14 protein-coding genes and 2 pseudogenes are annotated in these 18,123 nt (G+C 55.9%); 12 read left to right on the plus strand and 4 right to left on the minus strand.

The features are described 5' to 3' along the window. The first annotated feature begins 30 nt into the window (after positions 1 to 30). The 4 genes from EXE41_RS06270 (at position 31) to asnB (ending at position 3,999) form a co-directional block, all read left to right on the plus strand. Positions 31 to 1,197: a nucleotidyltransferase family protein gene (locus tag EXE41_RS06270; RefSeq protein ID WP_158294394.1), complete on the plus strand. Its 1,167-nt coding sequence runs from the start codon at positions 31 to 33 to the stop codon at positions 1,195 to 1,197. A gap of 174 nt (positions 1,198 to 1,371) precedes the next feature. After that, positions 1,372 to 1,665 (plus strand): PqqD family protein, encoded by a 294-nt coding sequence (locus EXE41_RS06275; RefSeq protein ID WP_137690549.1) that lies wholly within the window; start codon positions 1,372 to 1,374, stop codon positions 1,663 to 1,665. A 7-nt stretch (positions 1,666 to 1,672) separates the two neighbouring features. Next, entirely contained in the window at positions 1,673 to 2,128 is a 456-nt protein-coding gene (locus EXE41_RS06280; RefSeq protein WP_137690550.1) for a lasso peptide biosynthesis B2 protein, read from the plus strand. Then, the gene (asnB, locus tag EXE41_RS06285) at positions 2,125 to 3,999 is read left to right on the plus strand and encodes an asparagine synthase (glutamine-hydrolyzing) (protein ID WP_137690551.1); all 1,875 of its coding nucleotides are present in this window, start codon (positions 2,125 to 2,127) and stop codon (positions 3,997 to 3,999) included. The genes EXE41_RS06280 and asnB overlap by 4 nt, the downstream gene beginning before the upstream one ends. Positions 4,000 to 4,511: 512 nt before the next feature. Here asnB and EXE41_RS06290 read toward each other — a convergent pair. After that, positions 4,512 to 5,423 carry a hypothetical protein gene (locus EXE41_RS06290; RefSeq protein ID WP_137690552.1) on the minus strand — a complete coding sequence of 304 codons (912 nt, stop codon included), beginning with the start codon at positions 5,421 to 5,423 and terminating at the stop codon, positions 4,512 to 4,514. Positions 5,424 to 5,803: 380 nt separating this feature from the next. Here EXE41_RS06290 and EXE41_RS06295 point away from each other — a divergent pair, with 380 nt between their 5' ends. The 3 genes from EXE41_RS06295 (at position 5,804) to EXE41_RS06305 (ending at position 8,687) form a co-directional block, all read left to right on the plus strand. After that, complete coding sequence (locus tag EXE41_RS06295) at positions 5,804 to 6,382, plus strand: DUF192 domain-containing protein (protein WP_137690553.1); 579 nt, start codon at positions 5,804 to 5,806, stop codon at positions 6,380 to 6,382. Positions 6,383 to 6,480: 98 nt separating this feature from the next. Next, positions 6,481 to 6,819, plus strand: coding sequence for a hypothetical protein (locus EXE41_RS06300; RefSeq protein ID WP_137690554.1), 339 nt, complete (start codon positions 6,481 to 6,483; stop codon positions 6,817 to 6,819). A gap of 227 nt (positions 6,820 to 7,046) precedes the next feature. Further along, the gene (locus EXE41_RS06305) at positions 7,047 to 8,687 is read left to right on the plus strand and encodes a MinD/ParA family protein (RefSeq protein ID WP_137690555.1); all 1,641 of its coding nucleotides are present in this window, start codon (positions 7,047 to 7,049) and stop codon (positions 8,685 to 8,687) included. A 216-nt stretch (positions 8,688 to 8,903) separates the two neighbouring features. Here the strand turns inward: EXE41_RS06305 and aglM are convergent, their stop codons facing one another. Continuing rightward, positions 8,904 to 10,208 (minus strand): UDP-glucose 6-dehydrogenase AglM, encoded by a 1,305-nt coding sequence (aglM, locus tag EXE41_RS06310; RefSeq protein WP_137690556.1) that lies wholly within the window; start codon positions 10,206 to 10,208, stop codon positions 8,904 to 8,906. Between the two features lie 88 nt (positions 10,209 to 10,296). Here aglM and EXE41_RS06315 point away from each other — a divergent pair. Continuing rightward, positions 10,297 to 10,413, plus strand: a pseudogene (locus EXE41_RS06315) (sugar phosphate nucleotidyltransferase); the annotation flags it as partial. A 412-nt stretch (positions 10,414 to 10,825) separates the two neighbouring features. Continuing rightward, positions 10,826 to 12,019 carry a Cdc6/Cdc18 family protein gene (locus EXE41_RS06320; RefSeq protein WP_137690557.1) on the plus strand — a complete coding sequence of 398 codons (1,194 nt, stop codon included), beginning with the start codon at positions 10,826 to 10,828 and terminating at the stop codon, positions 12,017 to 12,019. Positions 12,020 to 12,185: 166 nt separating this feature from the next. On the opposite strand, the pseudogene EXE41_RS06325 reads toward EXE41_RS06320, so the two are convergent. Continuing rightward, a pseudogene (locus tag EXE41_RS06325) lies at positions 12,186 to 12,952 on the minus strand (UDP binding domain-containing protein). Between the two features lie 88 nt (positions 12,953 to 13,040). Between EXE41_RS06325 and aglF the strand changes: the two are divergent. Beyond that, complete coding sequence (aglF, locus tag EXE41_RS06330) at positions 13,041 to 13,775, plus strand: UTP--glucose-1-phosphate uridylyltransferase AglF (protein ID WP_137690558.1); 735 nt, start codon at positions 13,041 to 13,043, stop codon at positions 13,773 to 13,775. Positions 13,776 to 13,857: 82 nt separating this feature from the next. Further along, on the plus strand, positions 13,858 to 15,354 hold the full coding sequence (locus EXE41_RS06335) for a lipopolysaccharide biosynthesis protein (protein WP_137690559.1): 1,497 nt from the start codon (positions 13,858 to 13,860) through the stop codon (positions 15,352 to 15,354). Between the two features lie 8 nt (positions 15,355 to 15,362). On the opposite strand, the gene EXE41_RS06340 is transcribed toward EXE41_RS06335, so the two are convergent. Beyond that, the gene (locus EXE41_RS06340; protein ID WP_137690560.1) at positions 15,363 to 16,268 is read right to left on the minus strand and encodes a glycosyltransferase family 2 protein; all 906 of its coding nucleotides are present in this window, start codon (positions 16,266 to 16,268) and stop codon (positions 15,363 to 15,365) included. A 116-nt stretch (positions 16,269 to 16,384) separates the two neighbouring features. On the opposite strand from EXE41_RS06340, the gene EXE41_RS06345 reads away from it, so the two are divergent. Then, positions 16,385 to 17,911, plus strand: coding sequence for a hypothetical protein (locus EXE41_RS06345; protein ID WP_137690561.1), 1,527 nt, complete (start codon positions 16,385 to 16,387; stop codon positions 17,909 to 17,911). The last annotated feature ends 212 nt before the right edge of the window (positions 17,912 to 18,123 follow it).

The following is an 18,123-nucleotide window of genomic DNA, read 5'->3' on the forward strand; positions in this document are numbered from 1 at the left end:
ATGGGACTATCACGTTCGACTACCGAGTCAGTGACGCCGGAAACGGAGTTCGTGCTCGGTCTCCTCCGGCGTATCGGGAACGCCGATGAGGTCGACGCTCGACTCTGCGAGATCGCTGCGGCCGGCCCGGACTGGGACGTGATACTCGATCTTGTCGCTCGACACCGCCTCTGTTCGGTCCTCAAACACGCGTTCAACGAGGCGGCGATTACGGCTCCAGACGAGGTCGTCGCCGCGCTTTCGGCCCGCAAACGCGAGACCGCCGTCGCGAACCTCGGCCACAGCAGACAGCTCTACGACATCGTCGAGCTGTTCGGCGAGAATGATATCGCGGCGCTCCCGTATAAAGGACCGGTCCTCGCAGCGGAGGCGTACGGCTCCGTCGGCGATCGGTCGTTCGGCGATCTCGACCTCCTCGTCGCTGCGGACGAGGTGGCGGCGGCCTGTGACCTGCTCGAGCAACGCGGCTACCGGCGGATCAACTTCGCGGACGTGCCGGTCGATCGGCTTGTCGACGGGACCGTGTTCCGGTGGGGGAAAGAGTTTCGATTCGTCGACCCTGACGGGGGCCTCCCGGTCGAGCTTCGATTCGGATTTATCGGCGGCAGCCGGTCCGATACCGAGATATTCTCGGACTTCTGGGAGCGCCGGACGCCGACCAGCCTCACCGGACGGAGTCTGTCGGTGCTTTCGCCGGAGGACCGCGCGCTCCTGCTACTCGTTCACGGGACCAAACACGGCTGGCGACGGCTCTCGTGGGTGTACGACGTCGCGCTGGTCTGTAGACAGGATGTCGACTGGGACGCGGTGCTGGCGCGAGCGGAACGGTACAGCTGGCTGCGCGCCGTGCTGTACGGAATCGGCGTTCTCACCGAACTAACAGGGCTCTCGGCTCCGACGGCGGTACGACCCCGCCTCGAGTCGTCGCGGCTGTGTTCCTGGGGAGCGAAGCAGACCGCTGCGCGTCTCCGACGAGACCTGACCGCAGACCTGACGAATCTCGAACCTATTACGACCGCGATATTTTTAAACGACGGCATGTCCGGCGTGGTCGCCGACGGTATTGACGAGGTCCTCGCGCCCCGGAAGGCGGATCACGAGTGGGTGACGCTCTCTCCTCGCCTGTACCCGCTTTATTACCTCGTTCGGCCGTTCCACCTCCTCTTCAGCACGATCAAACGAGTCGTGGGCCGGTAGCCGTTCCGTCGTCCACGCTCCATTCCTCGTTTCACAGGAGCCGGCGCCGAACCCGGGTCACATACTATATATTATCTGCCATGTGTGAACGTTAATTATACTCACCGTAGACATCGCCTGACTACCGGCATCGGGATTTATGAGCGGCTGTGAGTTAGATCCGGTAACTCACAGATGAAATCCAGCGCACTGACTACAGAGACGACGGTCGTCGCCGTCGACGACGCCCTCTCCACGACGATCGACGGGGAAACCGTGATCCTCCACCCGGATGTCGGGAAGTACTACGGGCTCAACGAGGTCGGTACGTTCGTGTGGGAGCTCCTCCAAGAGCCGCGATCGGTCGATGAGCTCTGTCGAGAGGTCGTCGACGCGTACGAGGTCGACCGCGACCGGTGTCGATCAGATGTCGAGGACCTGCTCGTAGAGCTCGTCGAAAAGGACCTCGTCCGGCTCACCGACGCGTAGCGAACACATGGCAGCGCCAAGCACCTTTCGCGCGTTCCTCTCGTCGCGGCCCGGCGACCAGGCCCGAATGGCGCTCGGAGCCGCGCTCCTCGTGTCGGTCTCAGTCGGATTTGCTCTCGGGTCGTTCTCGGGGATCAGGCGATACCTCCTCCGGCTCTGTGACCTCGCCGCGGCGGTCATTCCCGGGACGCCGTCCCCGGAGCGGATCGTCTCGGCGGTCGACGCGGCGGACCGTCACGTCCCCGGCCATCGGACCTGTCTCATGCGGTCGCTGACCGCCGAGGCCCTGCTTCGGCTGTACGGATTCGTGCCCGACCACCGGATCGGCGTCACGAGGGAGCGAGACACAGAAATGAAAGCACACAGTTGGCTTGAAATCCACGACGACGTGTTGATCGGCGACCTCGACGACCTGTCTCGCTACGAACCCCTTCCGTCGTTACAAATGTGGGAGCAGTTATGAGCGGGCTCGTCGCCGTCTTCACCCGTGACGAGGCGGGAATCGCTCGAGAGGACTTCCGAGCGACGCTGACGCGTATCGACCACCGCGGGCCAGACGGGAGCGGGGAGTGGTACGACGACCGCGTCGCGGTCGGCCACCAACAGCTCGCATCGACTCCCGAGTCGCAGTTCGATGACCAGCCGCACCGGGACGATGGCCTCGTCGTCACCGGCGATGTCCGGCTTGACAACCGAGACGAGCTTTTCGAGATGCTCGATGTCGACGGCGAACGCGGACGCGTTCCCGACAGTCACCTGTTGCTGGCGGCGTACCGCCGATGGGGTGAACGCTGCCCGGAGCGACTGATCGGGTCGTTCGCGTTCGTCATCTGGGACGCGGACGAAGAGGCCCTCTTCTGTGCTCGGGATCGATTCGGAGCTAAGCCGCTCTACGTCTACGACGGTGGTGACGCGTTCGCCGTCGCCTCCGAGATGAAGGCCCTCCTCGCACTCCCGTTCGTCCCCGCCGCCGTTGACGAGGTGAAGATCGGGGACTTCCTCGAGGGGACGTTCCACGACAAAGAACGGACGTTTTACCGGTCGCTGCGCCGGCTCCCGCCCGCCCACGCGACGCTGGTCCGAAGAAATGACGTTGACGAGTGGCAGTACTGGGACCTCGATCCGACACGGACCGTCACGCTCGAATCCGATGCCGCCTACGAGCGCCGTTTTCGTGAGCTGTTCGAGCAGGCCGTTGACTGCCGACTTCGTTCGAGCGGCACCGTCGGGACCGCACTCAGCGGCGGGCTCGACTCCTCGTCGATTACCGTGACGGCCCGAGAGTTGCTTCCCGACCAGCAGCCGCTGCACACGTTCTCGAATGTGTATGACGACGTGCCTTCCGCAGACGAACGGGAGTTTATTGAGTCCGTCACGAGTCGGGATAGGATCGACTCACACTACGTGTTTCTGGACGATGTCGGGCTATTTGAGGATCAGGAAAAGATGTTCGAACACTACGACCTCCCACCGCACGACGCGATGCACCACTCGATCTGGGCGCGGTTGGAACACGCTGACGAAGCGAACGTTGACGTCCTTCTCGAAGGAGCGCTCGGGGACAGCGCGACAGGCTACGGTCTCGGGTTGTTCGCGGAGTTGCTCCGGACGGGCCGGTGGCGGCATCTCCGACGCGAGTCGCGTGCGATGGCTGATATGCTCGATGTTTCCCCGCATAGCGTCCTATTCCACCACGCTGTAAAGCCACTTGTTCCTGACCCGGTACGGCAGACGTACTCGAACTTCAAGGGATGGGGTGGGATTTACGAACCTGACAACCCGACACTCGACCCGGCATTCGTCGATCGAATCGGCCTGCAGGACCGACTGCAGGACGCGAGTACTGATAGATTGGTACTCAGGGAAACCGCACGGCGACGACAACGTCGGTCGTTGCTGTACGGTATGATTACTGCGAGCTTGGAAACAACCGATCTCGAGTTCGCTGCGTTCGGGGTCGAACCACGGTATCCGTTTACCGACAAACGCTTGGTCGAGTTTTCCCTCGCGATGCCGCCGTCCCAGCAGTTGCTGAATGGACAGACACGGTCGATTATGCGTCGCTCGCTCTCGGATCTCCTCCCAGAGAAGATCAGCACCCGGCAGTGGAAGACCGATATGAGCGAAGCCGTTGTAAACTCGTTATCACTTGAACAGGACGGTCTCAAGCAAGTGTTTAAGAATCCGACTCGGCTTGAACCGTACCTCGATATGACCGAACTCCGTACAGCCTTCGAGCGATTCCCCGACGAGGGGGATACTCACGAGGTTAGAGCGCTTTTTAGAGCACTCTCAGTCACAAACTGGATAAAATCTTCTAGTTGGGTTGAATAGTATTGATACATTGTCCAGTTTATATTCTATTGTAACTAGTATAAGTATTATTTTATTATGTATTTAGTATCTGATTTAGAAAGATTATTTATACTCATTACGTTTATTTGTCTATTTATTATATTTACTACTTAATTATACTTCTCTATACATATGATCATCAGCGATTAATATATAATCGACAAAACCATTCTGGGTTATCGGAGCGCAGCACCGGTTTAAACAGTATATTTAATAAGTGTCACACTCGTCTGTGATATGCGATGTCGAACAAAAAATACGACTCGCCGAAAGTTACCGAATTCGGATCGGTTGAAGAACTGACCCACCAATTAAACAAAACTGGATCGAATAAAGATCAGTTCACTGATGACATCGATGATGCTATTGGCGAAACTATAGTCGGATCAACCGGTCCTGCACCCTGAAGCGGCGTCTCCCTAGTACTTTATTTTGTAATTGAGTTTATAGACGGTTCTATATCATCTCTACAAGACTGGTTACGCCGTATTTTACTCAGGTTCTTTTATATTTCCAATCACTAAATCCACGACCGAGGACAACTGTTGGTGAACCCGTGGCCGTTTCAATTTCTGGACCGGAATTGCCCTACTCAGACGGGAGCACTGATTAAAATTGGCTGCTGACTGTTTCGTATCTGATAGCAACCCGCGTGCGTACGTCCGTGAAATGAGGTTCAGTATCTGTTCACCCCCTGCCATCGGTTCGAGCGCACACTGCTCTCCGTCCGTCAATAAATAGCAACCACCCAACTGGGCGGGATCAGGAACTTCTTCGATCCGGAGCATCCGTTTCTCGTACCACGGCTCTTCCGATGGTGTCGTGGTCTTTTCGAGATTGAGCGCTGCGGCAGCATCCGACTTAAGCCGGAGTTGCGGAACGCCGGGCACGACAGTGGGAACGCCATCGTCGAAACATATCGCAACGACGTCGTCTTCAAGAACAGCGTACCCCTCCTTATCGAACGCCGCAGCGGTCGTCGACTTCCCAGCACCTCTCGGTCCGAGAAATATTGCCGCTTTACCCTCTATCGAGACTGCACTCGCGTGGAGTACAAGATGATCGCGCTGGTACAAAATTAGCCCGAGCAGCTCGTTCTCTATCAGCCGACAAAAGAATTCGCGTTTCGACGCCGGTTCATCCGACGGATCACACGTGATCTGCTTTCCATCTTCGACTAAGAACGATCCTACCGAGTCGTACGTCAGCCGGACAGAATCGGGAGTCGCCGCGATGCGCCTGCCGTCCGTGCCTTCCACAGACTCAGGGACTGGATCGACCGTGCCATGCCGGATCTCGACGTCTGGAGAGCCGCTGCTTCCTTCGACCGTCGGAAGCTCTGATAGTTTGAACTCCGATCGGAGCAGTAGGTCATACGCAGAGTACGTGTGCGTACGTACCACGGGTTACTCAAATTGTCGCGCTCTTCGGATTTAATACTGAGTGTGTTTGCTCCCCGTTCGACCGAACGATGACCAACGAACGCGCCGGGTATCTTGGGCCGGCATGAGGTGGCGAGTCGGTTCACAAACCGAAAACGCGTGCCGTCTCACAAGGTTTTATATAAAATACTAATTCATATTATGAACGTATGAAATCGTACGAAAAGCCCGAACTCAGCGAACTTATCGCGTGGATCGAATGCTCGTTTGTGGAGCGAGATCGCACGCCGCGATGAGCGATTGAAGTAAGAATCCACTGTCACTTGTGAAGGAGTTCTTCCAATCGATGTCTCAGTCGTACAAACAAAACGCATTTTAATTTAAAAATCGCCTACAACGCTATGAGTTCCGACGCCAACGCGAGCCGCTTCTCTCGAGCGTCTCTGAAGACAGTCGATCGACGTCAGTTCTTGACCAGTGTGACCGTCGGAATCAGTGGGATTGCGGGTTGCTCGACGAGAGACGTCATGAGCGGGCGGTCTGAGGAGACGCCAGAGGGTTTCGGCTCTCCGGACGCGACAATTCACTCGGGGTACGCCAGCACTGATATCGTCGTCCGGTCGCCCGACGATGACAAACGCGGGGAGGTCACGGCTGCTATCGCCGACACGACCGAACTCCGATACCTCGGACTGAGCGACACCGAAATGCTTCCCGCAGACCGAGGCATGCTGTTCGTCTTCGAATCGGAGCGGGACTTGTCTTTCGTGATGCGTGAGATGTCGTTCGGTATCGATATCCTCTATCTCGACGCCGACCGCACGATTACGGAGATACACCACGCGTCCGAGCCAGGCCCGAACGAGGACGGAAGCGAGCAGTCGTACCCGGGATGGGGTCAGTACGTCCTGGAAGTGAACTACGACTGGACGACGGACCGCGCGGTGGCGGCCGGAGACGTTGTCACGTTTGATTTATAACATTGCCCGGCAGTATGTGAACTGTTGGTAATGTACCTTTTTCACCGATGTCGACCTGTTGAGTCCTCTCGCTCGCATGGCTGCTTATCGGGTAGTCCATGACCGGAGCAGACGGCGCGTCCGACCTCCTCGCTCACTACGACCGGGAGCTCTGGTTCCTGACCGTCACGTTCTTTCTGTTTAGTGACCTAATCACGACGGGTCTCGGGGTTGCTTCCGGACGGGTCGCCGAGGCCGGACCTCTCGGCGCACCGATCGTTGCCCGACACGGTATGTACGGCATGGTCGCGTTGAAACTCGGCGTGTTGGGGCTATCGTACGCGGGGTGGCGACTCGTCCCAGTACCGGAGCGGATCGGTATCCCACTCGGATTGTCCGTTATCGGCGTTTTAGTCACGGTTTGGAACTCGTTCGTACTGTTGACCGTCCACGGATAACGACCGTCCTAGCACGGATAACATATTTGAAGCCTGAAATGACCTCGTGGGTAGTGTCAATGTAACGGTGATATTGAACGGCTGTTTTCCGTGGAGATAGGTACTCGGTATCATGGTACCGGGCTACAGTCCCTCGATATCTATTCTTTTCAACAAGATATATTCAAATTTGATAACCCCGCCCATGAACATATACCCCTTCGTTCAGGAGTGTCAGTCAGACAGCAATGAACCAAACGGTGGCAGTCACGAGCGGGACACGCGGCACGGCGAAGAGCACCTCGAGCGTCGCGCTCGGGCGCCTGCTCGCGAACGCCGGTCACGACGTCCTCCTCGTCGACTGCGATTTCGACGACCCGTCTCTCGCAGACCGATTGGATATTGAGGATTCGGCGGTGACGATCCAAGACGTGTTCGTGGGTGATGCGGCCATCAGCGACGCCATTCACGAGACAAGCGATGGGGTATCGGTCGTGCCTGCCTCGGCGTCAGAGGTCCCTGACCCGGCGTTGATCGCTACGTACATTCGAGCTCTCGACGACTTCGACGTCGTCATCTGTGACACGGGCCACCCGTTCAGCGACGCGACCACCGGTGCACTCGATGCGGCGGACGGCGTTCTCGTCGTCTCGACGCCGGACGCTGCGGCGCGACGAAACACCGCTATCCTCCACGAGGCGCTTCGGGATCGCGGCGGTCCGCCGATGGTCGGCACGGTGCTCACGCGGGTGTGCGAGGAGTCACCGCCCGCCGACTGGGACTGTGACCTACTCACCTCGATCCCGGACTCCGACGCGCTCCTCACCGGCACGCGGGCCCTCTGCGGGTCGAGGGATCCGGCGTCGGTCGCGTACCGCGAGCTCGCGGCCGAGGTCCACCGGTGGCTCGAATCCGACGCCGGAGATGACCCCGGCCCAATTGACCGGAACATCTGGCTGCCCCCGCCCGCGGACTCGTTCGTAACGCCCGGAGCAAGCCCCTCCGCGGGCGGAGACCGGGAGTCGAACGTCTCGGCCGTGAGCGACGGGGGTGACCGGTCCTCGACTGCGGCGTCCAGCGAGACGACCGCAACCGACGACGCGACGCCGTCGGCTCCCGACACTGAGAGTTCCGACAGCACGACGGACCACGAAGATGACGACGAAGGCCTCGTTATCACGCGACGAGGCGCGCTGACGGCGGCTGCTGCGGCGGCGGTTGGCGGTGTTTCAGCCGGGATACTGAGCGGACGCGAAGCACCTGACTTCGACTCGTTCGGATACGGTGGCGTCCCCGTCTCTTCGAACGAGTCGTCGACGGCAGCAACGAACGACACGACAACCGCAGGTAGTCCTCCAGCAACGGGATTCGATCGGTCAGACCTGACCACGGAGACCGAAGGAACAGGTGACACAGGCGAACGCTCCGAGAATCAAACCGATACGAACACTGGAAACGGCACCGAGACCGGTGAGGACCTGAACCGTGACGCGGGTTCCGAAACCGGAGAGCAGACAGATCCCGACGCGGACTCGGGCGGAGATACGACGACCGATACGGGCGGCGGTAGTGAGACCGGGACTGGCGGAACCGGAAGCGGTGGCTCGGACGGTGGTACGGGCGACAGCAGTGGGGGCGATGGAAGTGAGAACACAGGCGGCGGGAGTGAGAGCGGTGATGGGACGGACGACGGAAGTGAGAGCGGTGATGGGACGGACGACGGAAGTGAGAGCGGTGATGGGACGGACGACGGAAGTGAGAGCGGTGATGGGACGGACGACGGAAGTGAGAGCGGTGATGGGTCGGGCGGCGGGACGGCACCACCCGGGGAAGACGAGCCGTACGGAACCGTCGGTTACGGGCAGGGAGGGTACGGAGGGGTGGTATAGCCCGCTACACGCGCGGCTAGTCGGATCCTTGCTTGCGGATTTGAGGGTCCCTCCCGGCTCGGATAGTTCAGCGGCGCAACTATCTACTACCAAAAGAACGCACTGAGGATTTCGAGCGCGCCGTGTTTCTGCTGCAGTTACGAAGAATCGCCGAAGAAAGCCTCGCGTTTCAGTGCGGGGGGAGGTCAGAGCGTGAACCCCCTCCGGCGCCACTTTTCACCACGTCAGTCCCTCGTACGTGATCCCGTCGCGACGCTCGATCACCCGTCGTCCGTCGACGACGACCCGGTCGGCCATCCTATCGAACGCCTCGTCGAGCGTTTTGAACTCGTCCCAGTCCGTCACGATGACAGCGGCGTCTGCGTCGGTCAGGGCCGCCGCTGCTGAGTCGGCGTAGTCCACACCGTCGAGGTACCCCTTCGCGTTCTCGATCGCGACCGGATCGTATGCGGTCACGGTCGCGCCGCGCTCCTGGAGACTGTTGACGACGGGTATCGCACGCGAGTTCCGCATGTCGTCGGTGCCGGGTTTGAACGCGAGTCCCAGGACGGCGACCCGGGCGCCGTCGAGCGTACAGTGCGCCGTGAGGAGGTCGACCAACCGTTCGGGTTGGCGGTCGTTGACCTCGACGGCCGCGTTGAGCACCGGTGGTTCGTAGCCCGCCTCGGTCGCGGCCGCGATGATCGCAGCGACGTCCTTCGGGAAACAGGAACCGCCCCACCCGACCCCGCTGCGGAGGAACCGGTCGCTGATCCGATCGTCGAGCCCGACCGCGTCCGCGACCTCGTAGGCGTCGACGCCCATCTCCTTACAGACGTTCCCGAGGTCGTTGATGAGGCTCACCTTCGCCGCGAGGAAGCTGTTGTTCGCGTACTTGATCATCTCCGCCGTCCGCGTGTCCGTTTCCACTAGCGGAGCGTCCGACTTCAGAACGAGCGGGTCGAACACGTCCCGCACCTCGGCGAGCGCGCGTTCGTCGTCCGCACCGAGGACGACCTTGTCGGGATTCGAGAAGTCGTGGACTGCGGTTCCCTCGCGGAGGAATTCCGGGTTCATTCCGACGCCGAACTCCTCGCCCGCGGTTTTGCCGCTTTCCGCCTCCAAAATCGGCGTGATGGTGTCCTCGGTGGAGCCGGGAACGACCGTGCTCTTGACGACGACGGTGTGCCAGTCCGGCTTTCTCCCGAGTGTGGAACCGAGTTGGCTCGCGCCCGCCTCCATGATAGACAGGTCGATGCTGCCGTCGTCGTTCTGTGGCGTCGGCAGACAGAGGAAGGTCACGTCCGTGTCGAGGACCGCGTCGTAGTCCGTGGTCGCCCGCAGGCGTCCGGTCCCCTCGGGGCCCGCGTGTCTGGTGACGAGTTCCGGGAGCCCTTCCTCGTGGATCGGGGCGTTTCCGTCGTTTATTATCTCGACGACGTCTTCGTCAACGTCGACGTTCACCACCTCGTGACCGAGGTCCGCGAAACACGCAGCGACCGTGGTTCCCACGTAGCCGCTCCCGATGATACTCAGTCGCATTGTTTGGGTACTTGACGACTACATACTCAAGCTTTGGTTGTAAACATGAAAACATATATCAAAGAATCTACCCATCGTTTGGATGATTATGAAAGCCGTCGTGTTAGCGGCCGGCGAGGGGACGCGTCTGCGGCCACTAGCGGAGGACAAGCCGAAAGGGATGGTCGAAGTCGACGACGCACCCATCCTCACGCACTGCTTCGACTAACTGGCCAACCTCAGCGCCGACGAGTTCCCGGATTGCGTCTCTGGGCTCACCAATCGGATCGAAGTATACCGCGACAAATACGGGGCTGACTCGCTTGCTGACACCAATATCCTCAATCTACTCTGCCGGGGGACCCCCCTGCGTCCGCATAATTACTCTGAAGAGATCCTCTTACTCTATTTGCTGTCCGATCAAATTGGTTCGAAGATTCTCTAGGTGAGACAAGCAAAAACTTCTGAAGATCCTATAATTCACGCAGTAATAGACCAGATTGCGTTGTGAAGAGCTTCTTAGATCGTATGAATCCGATACTATCATGCGAATAAAGTGGGGTGATCGTTCCTTATCTCTATAATGGAGACGCTCAGGACACGATGGTTTTATATTATCTGTGTACAATAGGATTCGTATGGCCCGGTCGTTCACAGATCAGACGGACATCTTCTCTGACGAGACAGTTCTTTACGACTCTTGGACACCAGAGAAACTCCCGGAGCGTGAAACCGAACTCGATGATCTCCACGATGCCCTTGCGCCCGTGGCGAGGGGCGCTTCTCCACACAACACGTTCGTCTATGGAAAAACCGGTCAGGGAAAAACCGTCGGTGTCACGTACAAATTAGAGGATTTGCGCGCCTTCGCCGACGACAACGATATCGACCTCTCCGTTGTTCGATATTCGTGTGCCAAGGACAATACGAGCTATCAGGTCGCCTCAAACTTGGTCGCAGAGCTGTCGGGTGAGAAACCGCGAGGGTATGATAAGAAGACGGTATTCGACCGTCTCTACGATAATCTCCAAGCGCTTGGTGAAACCGTGATCATCGTCCTCGACGAGATCGACTCGATTGGCACGGATGATGATATTCTGTACGAGTTACCGCGGGCCCGCGCTAACGGTCATCTCGAGGACATGTGGGTGTCCGTCATCGGAATCTCGAACGACTTCGAGTTCCGGGACAATCTGAGCCCGAAGGTCAAGGACACTCTCTGTGACGAGGAGATCCACTTTGCTCCCTACGATGCGAGGGAACTCCGATCGATACTGTCCCGGCGTGTAGAGAAAGCGTTCAAGAACGATGTCCTATCGGAAGACGTCATTCCTCTCTGTGCGGCGATGGCAGCCCAAGACAAGGGTTCAGCGCGACAGGCGATTCGATACCTGTACAAGGCGGGTGAACTCGCGTCGAACAGTGGCGAGGAACTCGTGACAGAAGATCACGTTCGAGAGGCTGAAGCAGTCATCGAGCGCAAGAGCATCGAGCGAGGCATTCGGGATCTTACTACACAGGACCACCTCGCGTTGACTGCGATCGTTTCTCTGGAAGTGGATGGAGAGACCCCGGCACGCACGAAACAAGTATACGCGAAGTACACGGAAATCACTACCCATGTCGGTGCCGAATCGATCGCGATGCGGCGCGTCCGTGACCATCTTCAAGACCTCAATCTGGCAGGCGTCGTGAACGCGATGGAACGAAACGAGGGCATACAGGGCGGACAGCATTATCTCTTCGAGCTCGGTGCCGATCTCAGGACGACTATCGACGTCCTCCAGGAGAACGAGCGCTTGGGTGACGTGATGGACCGAATTACTGCGTAGGCGATTATCCGGACGTGGTGGGGTGTCCCTACATCTGTACTTGGATGTTCTTCGATCCGCGAATTATGCGGACACGGTGGGGTCACCCCGGTTGAGAACGATATTCCACAGGCGAAGTCCGATCGATTCGAGCAGTTCGTGAGCGAGACAGCACTCTAGATGGGACTCACCACGTCAGTCCCTCGTAGGTAATCCTGTCGCGACGCTCGGTCACCCGTCGCCCGTCGACCACGACCGGGTCGGCCATCGCATCGAACGCCTCGTCAAGCGCGGCGAACTTGTCCCAGTTAGTGACGACGACCGCGCCGTCGGCGCCGTCAAGCGCTATATCGGCGGAGTCAGCGTAGTGCCGCTTCAACGCTTAATTGCTAGATATAATCGATAGACAGTCTGTCGCTGGAATCTAGCAGATCAGGACTGAAGGCCTAGTAGTCGACATCGTCAAGGTACGCCTCCGCGTTCTCCGTCGCGACCGGATCGTACGCGGTCACGGTCGCGCCGCGCTCTTAGATCTCCTCGATGACAGGTATCGCGCGAGAGTTCCGCATGTCATCAGTACCAGTCTTGAACGCGAGGCCGAGGACAGCAATCTGTGCGCCGTCGGGGGCGACGTGATCGGTGAGGAGGTCGACTAGGCGCTCGGGCTGTCGGTCGTTGAGTTCGACAGCCGCCCCAGCCGACCCCGCTGCGGAGGAATCGGTCGCCGATCCGGTCGTCTAAGCCGATCCCATCAGCGACTTCGTAGGAGTCGACGCCCGCGTGTTCCGCGAGGAGCTCCGGGAGTCCCTCCTCGTGGATCGGGAGTTCGCCGGCGTTGATCGCCTCCACGATTGCCCCATCGATGTCGACGTTGACGACGTCGTGGCCCAGATCAGTGAAACACGCCGCGACCGTCGTTCCCACGTAGCCGCTCCCGATGATACTCAGTCGCATCGGTCGGGCATTCGGCGACCGGATACTCAACCTTTTGCCGTAAACATAGAAACATATATCAAACAATCTGCCCATCATGTGAATGATTATGAAAGCCGTCGTGTTAGCCGCCGGCGAAGGGACGCGTCTCCGCCCACTGACGGAGGACAAGCCGAAAGGGATGGTCGAAGTCGACGACGCACCCATCCTCACGCACTGCTTCGACCAGCTCATCGAGTTGGGCGCGGACGAACTCGTCGTCGTCGTGGGCTACCTGAAAGAGGTGATCATCGACCACTACGGTGATGAGTACGAGGGCGTTCCCATCACCTACACGCACCAGCGTGAACAGAACGGGCTGGCACACGCACTCCTGACCGTCGAGGAGTACGTCGACGACGACTTCATGCTCATCCTCGGCGACAACGTCTTCGACGCGAACTTGGCCGACGTGGTGCGACGCCAGCGCGAGGACCGCGCGGACGCGGCGTTCCTCGTCGAGGAGGTCGACTGGGAGGACGCGAGTCGGTACGGGGTGTGTGACACGAACAAGTACGGCGAGATAACCGACGTCGTCGAGAAGCCCGACGATCCGCCGAGCAATCTGGTGATGACCGGCTTCTACACGTTCACACCTGCGATCTTCCATGCGTGTCACCTGGTTCAGCCGTCGAACCGCGGTGAGTACGAGATTAGCGAGGCGATCGACCTGCTGATTCAAAGCGGGCGGACGATCGACGCGATCGGACTTGACGGGTGGCGGATCGACGTCGGGTATCCCGAGGACCGAGACGAGGCGGAAGAGTTGTTACAGGATTCGGACCTGGAACCCGTTGAGCAGTGAATCCGGTCGTGTAACTTGTAGACCCCATGAACGTATCGTCAATTGAATCTGGAATGAGCCGGTCGTTACACAGAATCTATCCGTGCTTGAACGCCTTCGAAAGATATACCAGCGTTTGACTGCTGGCGGATCGACCGAGGAGCAAGCGGTCCAGAGCGGTATCTGGGTAACTGGAATCAACGTCGGGGACAGAGTTTTACAGCTCGTGAAGGTCGTTATCCTCGCTCGGCTCCTTTCCCCTGAAGCGTTCGGACTATTGGGTATTGCACTTCTGGTTGTCGCGGCACTCAGACAGCTTTCCGTCCTCGGATTCGACGCAGCACTCGTTCAACATCAAAACGAAAACGTCGACGAGTATCTCAATACCGTGTGGATCATGAAAATGGTCCGCTGGCTGGTAATCGCCGCCATCGCAGTTGTGTCCGCACCGTTTATTGCGCAGTTTTTTGATGAGCCGCAAGCCGCACCGCTCATCATGGTGATCGCGATCGCCAATCTCCTGTTAGCAATACAGAACCCGGCGATCGTCTACTTCCGGAAAGATCTCAATTTCCACAAGGAGTTCATGTATACGATGAGTGGCCGGGTTGCGAACCTTAGCACTGCGGTGGCAATTGCGGTGCTGTATCGAAGCGTTTGGGCACTCGTTCTCGGTATCGTCGCAATGAATCTGGTGAAAGTTGCCCTTTCGTATCTCATTCACGACTATCGCCCGTCGGTTGAGTTCAACATGGAGTACGCGAAAGAGATGTTCGATTTCGGGAAGTGGCTCCTCATCTCAGGTATATTCGCATTCGGACTCACACAGGGAGATGACGCGTTTGTCGGCTGGTTCTTTGCGGCTGCTGCCCTCGGCTACTATCAGCTCGGGTATCGGTATTCCAACGCGCCAGCGACCGAAGTCACTCAGGTGATCAATCGCGTCGCCTTCCCAGCCCTTTCAAAAGTACAAGATAGTACGCAAAAACTCCGACGCGGGGTTTTTCGAGTTCTTCGCCTATCTATGGTTATTTCACTCCCGATGGCGCTGGGAATCGTCGCTGTCGCGCCTCAGTTCGTGATCGTCGCTTTCGGAGAGGAGTGGCGGTCGATGATACCACTCATGCAAGTGCTGGCTGTTTGGGGGGCCTTCCGTGCTGTCACTAAGATTCCAGCTAGCGTATTCAAGGCTGTCGGACGACCCGAGTACGACGCATACACGCTGATACTCAAAGTCGCGTTCATCGCTCTTACTATATACCCTGCAGCCGAGCGGTTCGGTGTCGTCGGGGTCGCATACGTGATTGTTGCGCAAGGAATTCTCGTCGAACCGATTCGGTTGTACCTCATGTTAAATTTGATCGAAGCGCGTGCTTCCGAACTCATACAACCAATACTGTATCCGGTCGCTGGAAGTCTCGTGATGTTTAGTGTCACTGCCGGTGCTGACCGATATATATTCACCAGAACCGGCATCCTCAAACTTTGTGGTCTAATAGCACTCGGCGCTGTGGTGTATGGCATAGTAATGATCCTCATAGAGAGAACAACTACATTCAAATTTATTGGGTTGTACCGGAGGATCCGACAAGGTATATAATATCAGTATTATTGAATAAAAGTTCGTCTCAGTTTCTGTGCTGGGAGGTATGACCAACGACCAAATAGCAATGCTAATAACCGGATTACTGTTGTTCGAGAGGGAGAGTGAACCAGTGAACGGAAATAGTGGCGCCGGGCAGCTTGCCAGTGTCCGCTTCGGACGGCCGTTGCCCCGAGCGAAAACTGTAGGATTGATCTGAATTCTCGATCAACCCCATACCGGGCAGCAAGGTCGAGATGTTTCTCAAGCATTCTCGGGACGGTTACGTCTCGCTTTCCTATATAGTCATCGCTGATCTGTGAACCATGATGATGGCGAGTAACGAGTGGTTCCGGAATCGCTGCGAAGTTGGTGACCGTCGACGTTCGGATGTAGAACTCCCAGTCCTGATTTATCGGAAGTTCTTCGTCGAACGTTCCGGCTTGGTCGAACACGTCTGCGCGGAACAAGACCGTTGACGTCGAGTTGAGTGGTGTTCCTGTGAGTAGGTCTTTCGTAATATCCCCGTTAAGATCTGGTGTTTGTGTGGCGAATATTTCGCCATCTAATTCTTGTTTGATACCAGTATATACCGCTCCAGCACCGGTTCTTTTCGCAGTGTCTACTTGTCTCTCAATTTTTTCTGGCTCCCACTCATCATCATCGTCGAGAAACGCGATGTACTTTCCGCTGGCAAAATCAATACCTGTGTTTCTAGCGGCATTCGCACCTTGATTCGTGTCGTGCCTATGAACAATGATATCAGATCGGTCTGTCGACAAAACATCCGACACTGGCCTCGGTGAGCAGTCGTCGACGATGATATGCTCTATATTGCTGTACGTCTGGCTTTTGACTGTTTTAACAGCAGATAAAATAAACTCTGGTCGGTCGTAACTTGGTGTCACCACCGATACGGTAGGGTCATGCATATAATAGTAATATTTGAGGGAGATATTAAATGTCCTCCGCTGCGCTATACTAGCAATTATTTATTTTTTCTTATAGACAAAATTATATACACATATGATTAATGACTCGGTAGAGTATGACAAACACTCCTAACCACGAATACAACACACCTTCTGAGGGTGTAGAAAATTGGCATATCCCACTGAACAAAAACTTTGAGAAGCTTGATATTGATGTAGAGGTCCGTGGAAAAGAAACAAATAAAGGAGATTTTGAGCCCGAAATCGGGACGAAATACGAAGCGACTGATTCTGGCGCGGTATACTTTGGTAATGGAGACGCATGGGTGCTCGCTGATCGACGCGTTGGTCAGTTACAGACAGATACTGTATCGACGAAACAAATTCAGAACAACGGCCCCCGAATTGTATCTCCCTCAATTGATGCTGGGTACGATTCATTACAGGTTGCTATTGATGATGCCGCCAAAGGTAAATCGTCCACCATTTGGGTAGCAGAGAATATTAAAGAAAATGTAGTCATCCCACGAGATGATGAGGCTGACTGGTATAATCGAGGATTAACAATAAAGGGTGTCAGTGATCAACAGACAATAATTGAAGATAAGGCAAAAGATGGACAAACACCCGTAATTACTGGGAGCGATGCTGATGCCCAGTTACATCGGCTTACATTAGAGAACCTATATATCACTGGGAACGAAAATAGTGGTCCAGCCGTTAACCTGCCTAAATCTTGCCCATTTTTCACCATGGTTGAATGTAGTACTGATATGTTGTGTGAATTGGGCAAGCCGTTTTTCGGTTATTTTGAACGGTGTTATTTTAATTCAATAACTTCTATTGAAACAGATCCGGATATAGGTCTTACAAATAATACGGTAATGACTGATTCTCCATTAATTCTGTCTGGAGGTAACTTGGTAAGAGTAGACAGATGTACTTTTAGGTCTGGCAGTGGGGAAACTAACTATACGCTCTTATGGTTATGTCAGATAAATAATGTAGATATGAACCAGCCAGAGTTCAAACTAAACAATTCCGAATATAATGAGAATGCTCCCAGAAGCGTTGCTATGTGTCTTATTGACGGATCCTGTGGTGATATTAATATGAATAGCCCTTATTGTGAAGGAATAGCTGATACCCAATACCGTACCGCACGAACATCTTTAACAGAGACAGGAAGTCCACGCGCTATATATATGAGAAATGTCCGTGGAGAGCATCTGACAATAGATCAAGGTGTCGCGGGTATATATATTGAATCAGACGGATCCGGTAGTTGGGAGGTTGAAGTAAATGCACATACCTCTCCTGATTCATATTTAAAAGTACCTATTAATACCTCGGTAACAGTCTCAGGAAGCCGATCAGAGGTTGCTCCACGAATTATAGAACCAAGTATATATCCTAACGCTGCTGATACTCCTGCTCTGCCTTCAAATACAGGGGAATCAATAAAGAATCCTAATTATACCGATTGCCTTGTTTATCATAATGGCTCCGGAGCTTCTGTCCACAACATATATAACGATCAGAACAATACAATATTATATGGAAGCCCAGTTAAAGTACCTCTGAGGGGTAAGATATATTTCGATAGCTCTGTCCCAACTGACTGGACGTGGGTGAAGTGCTGATCCTCAAGCAAGGCTAAGAGTATCTAAGCGTGTTATAAAACTTTTACTCGCTATATTCAATTTTATTATTATGTTTACCTGTTCAATTAGATACTTTATTTTATGAATAAATTTGTATATCACATTATTAGTAGAAAGTTGTTTCGCGATTTTAAGATCAGTATGATGGAGTGAGAACCTGCGTCGATGTTTTGATAGCAATCTCAGTACCT

Origin of the sequence: Halorubrum sp. SD690R, from assembly GCF_005435035.1 — an archaeon.
In the GTDB taxonomy this organism is placed as follows: domain Archaea; phylum Halobacteriota; class Halobacteria; order Halobacteriales; family Haloferacaceae; genus Halorubrum; species Halorubrum ezzemoulense.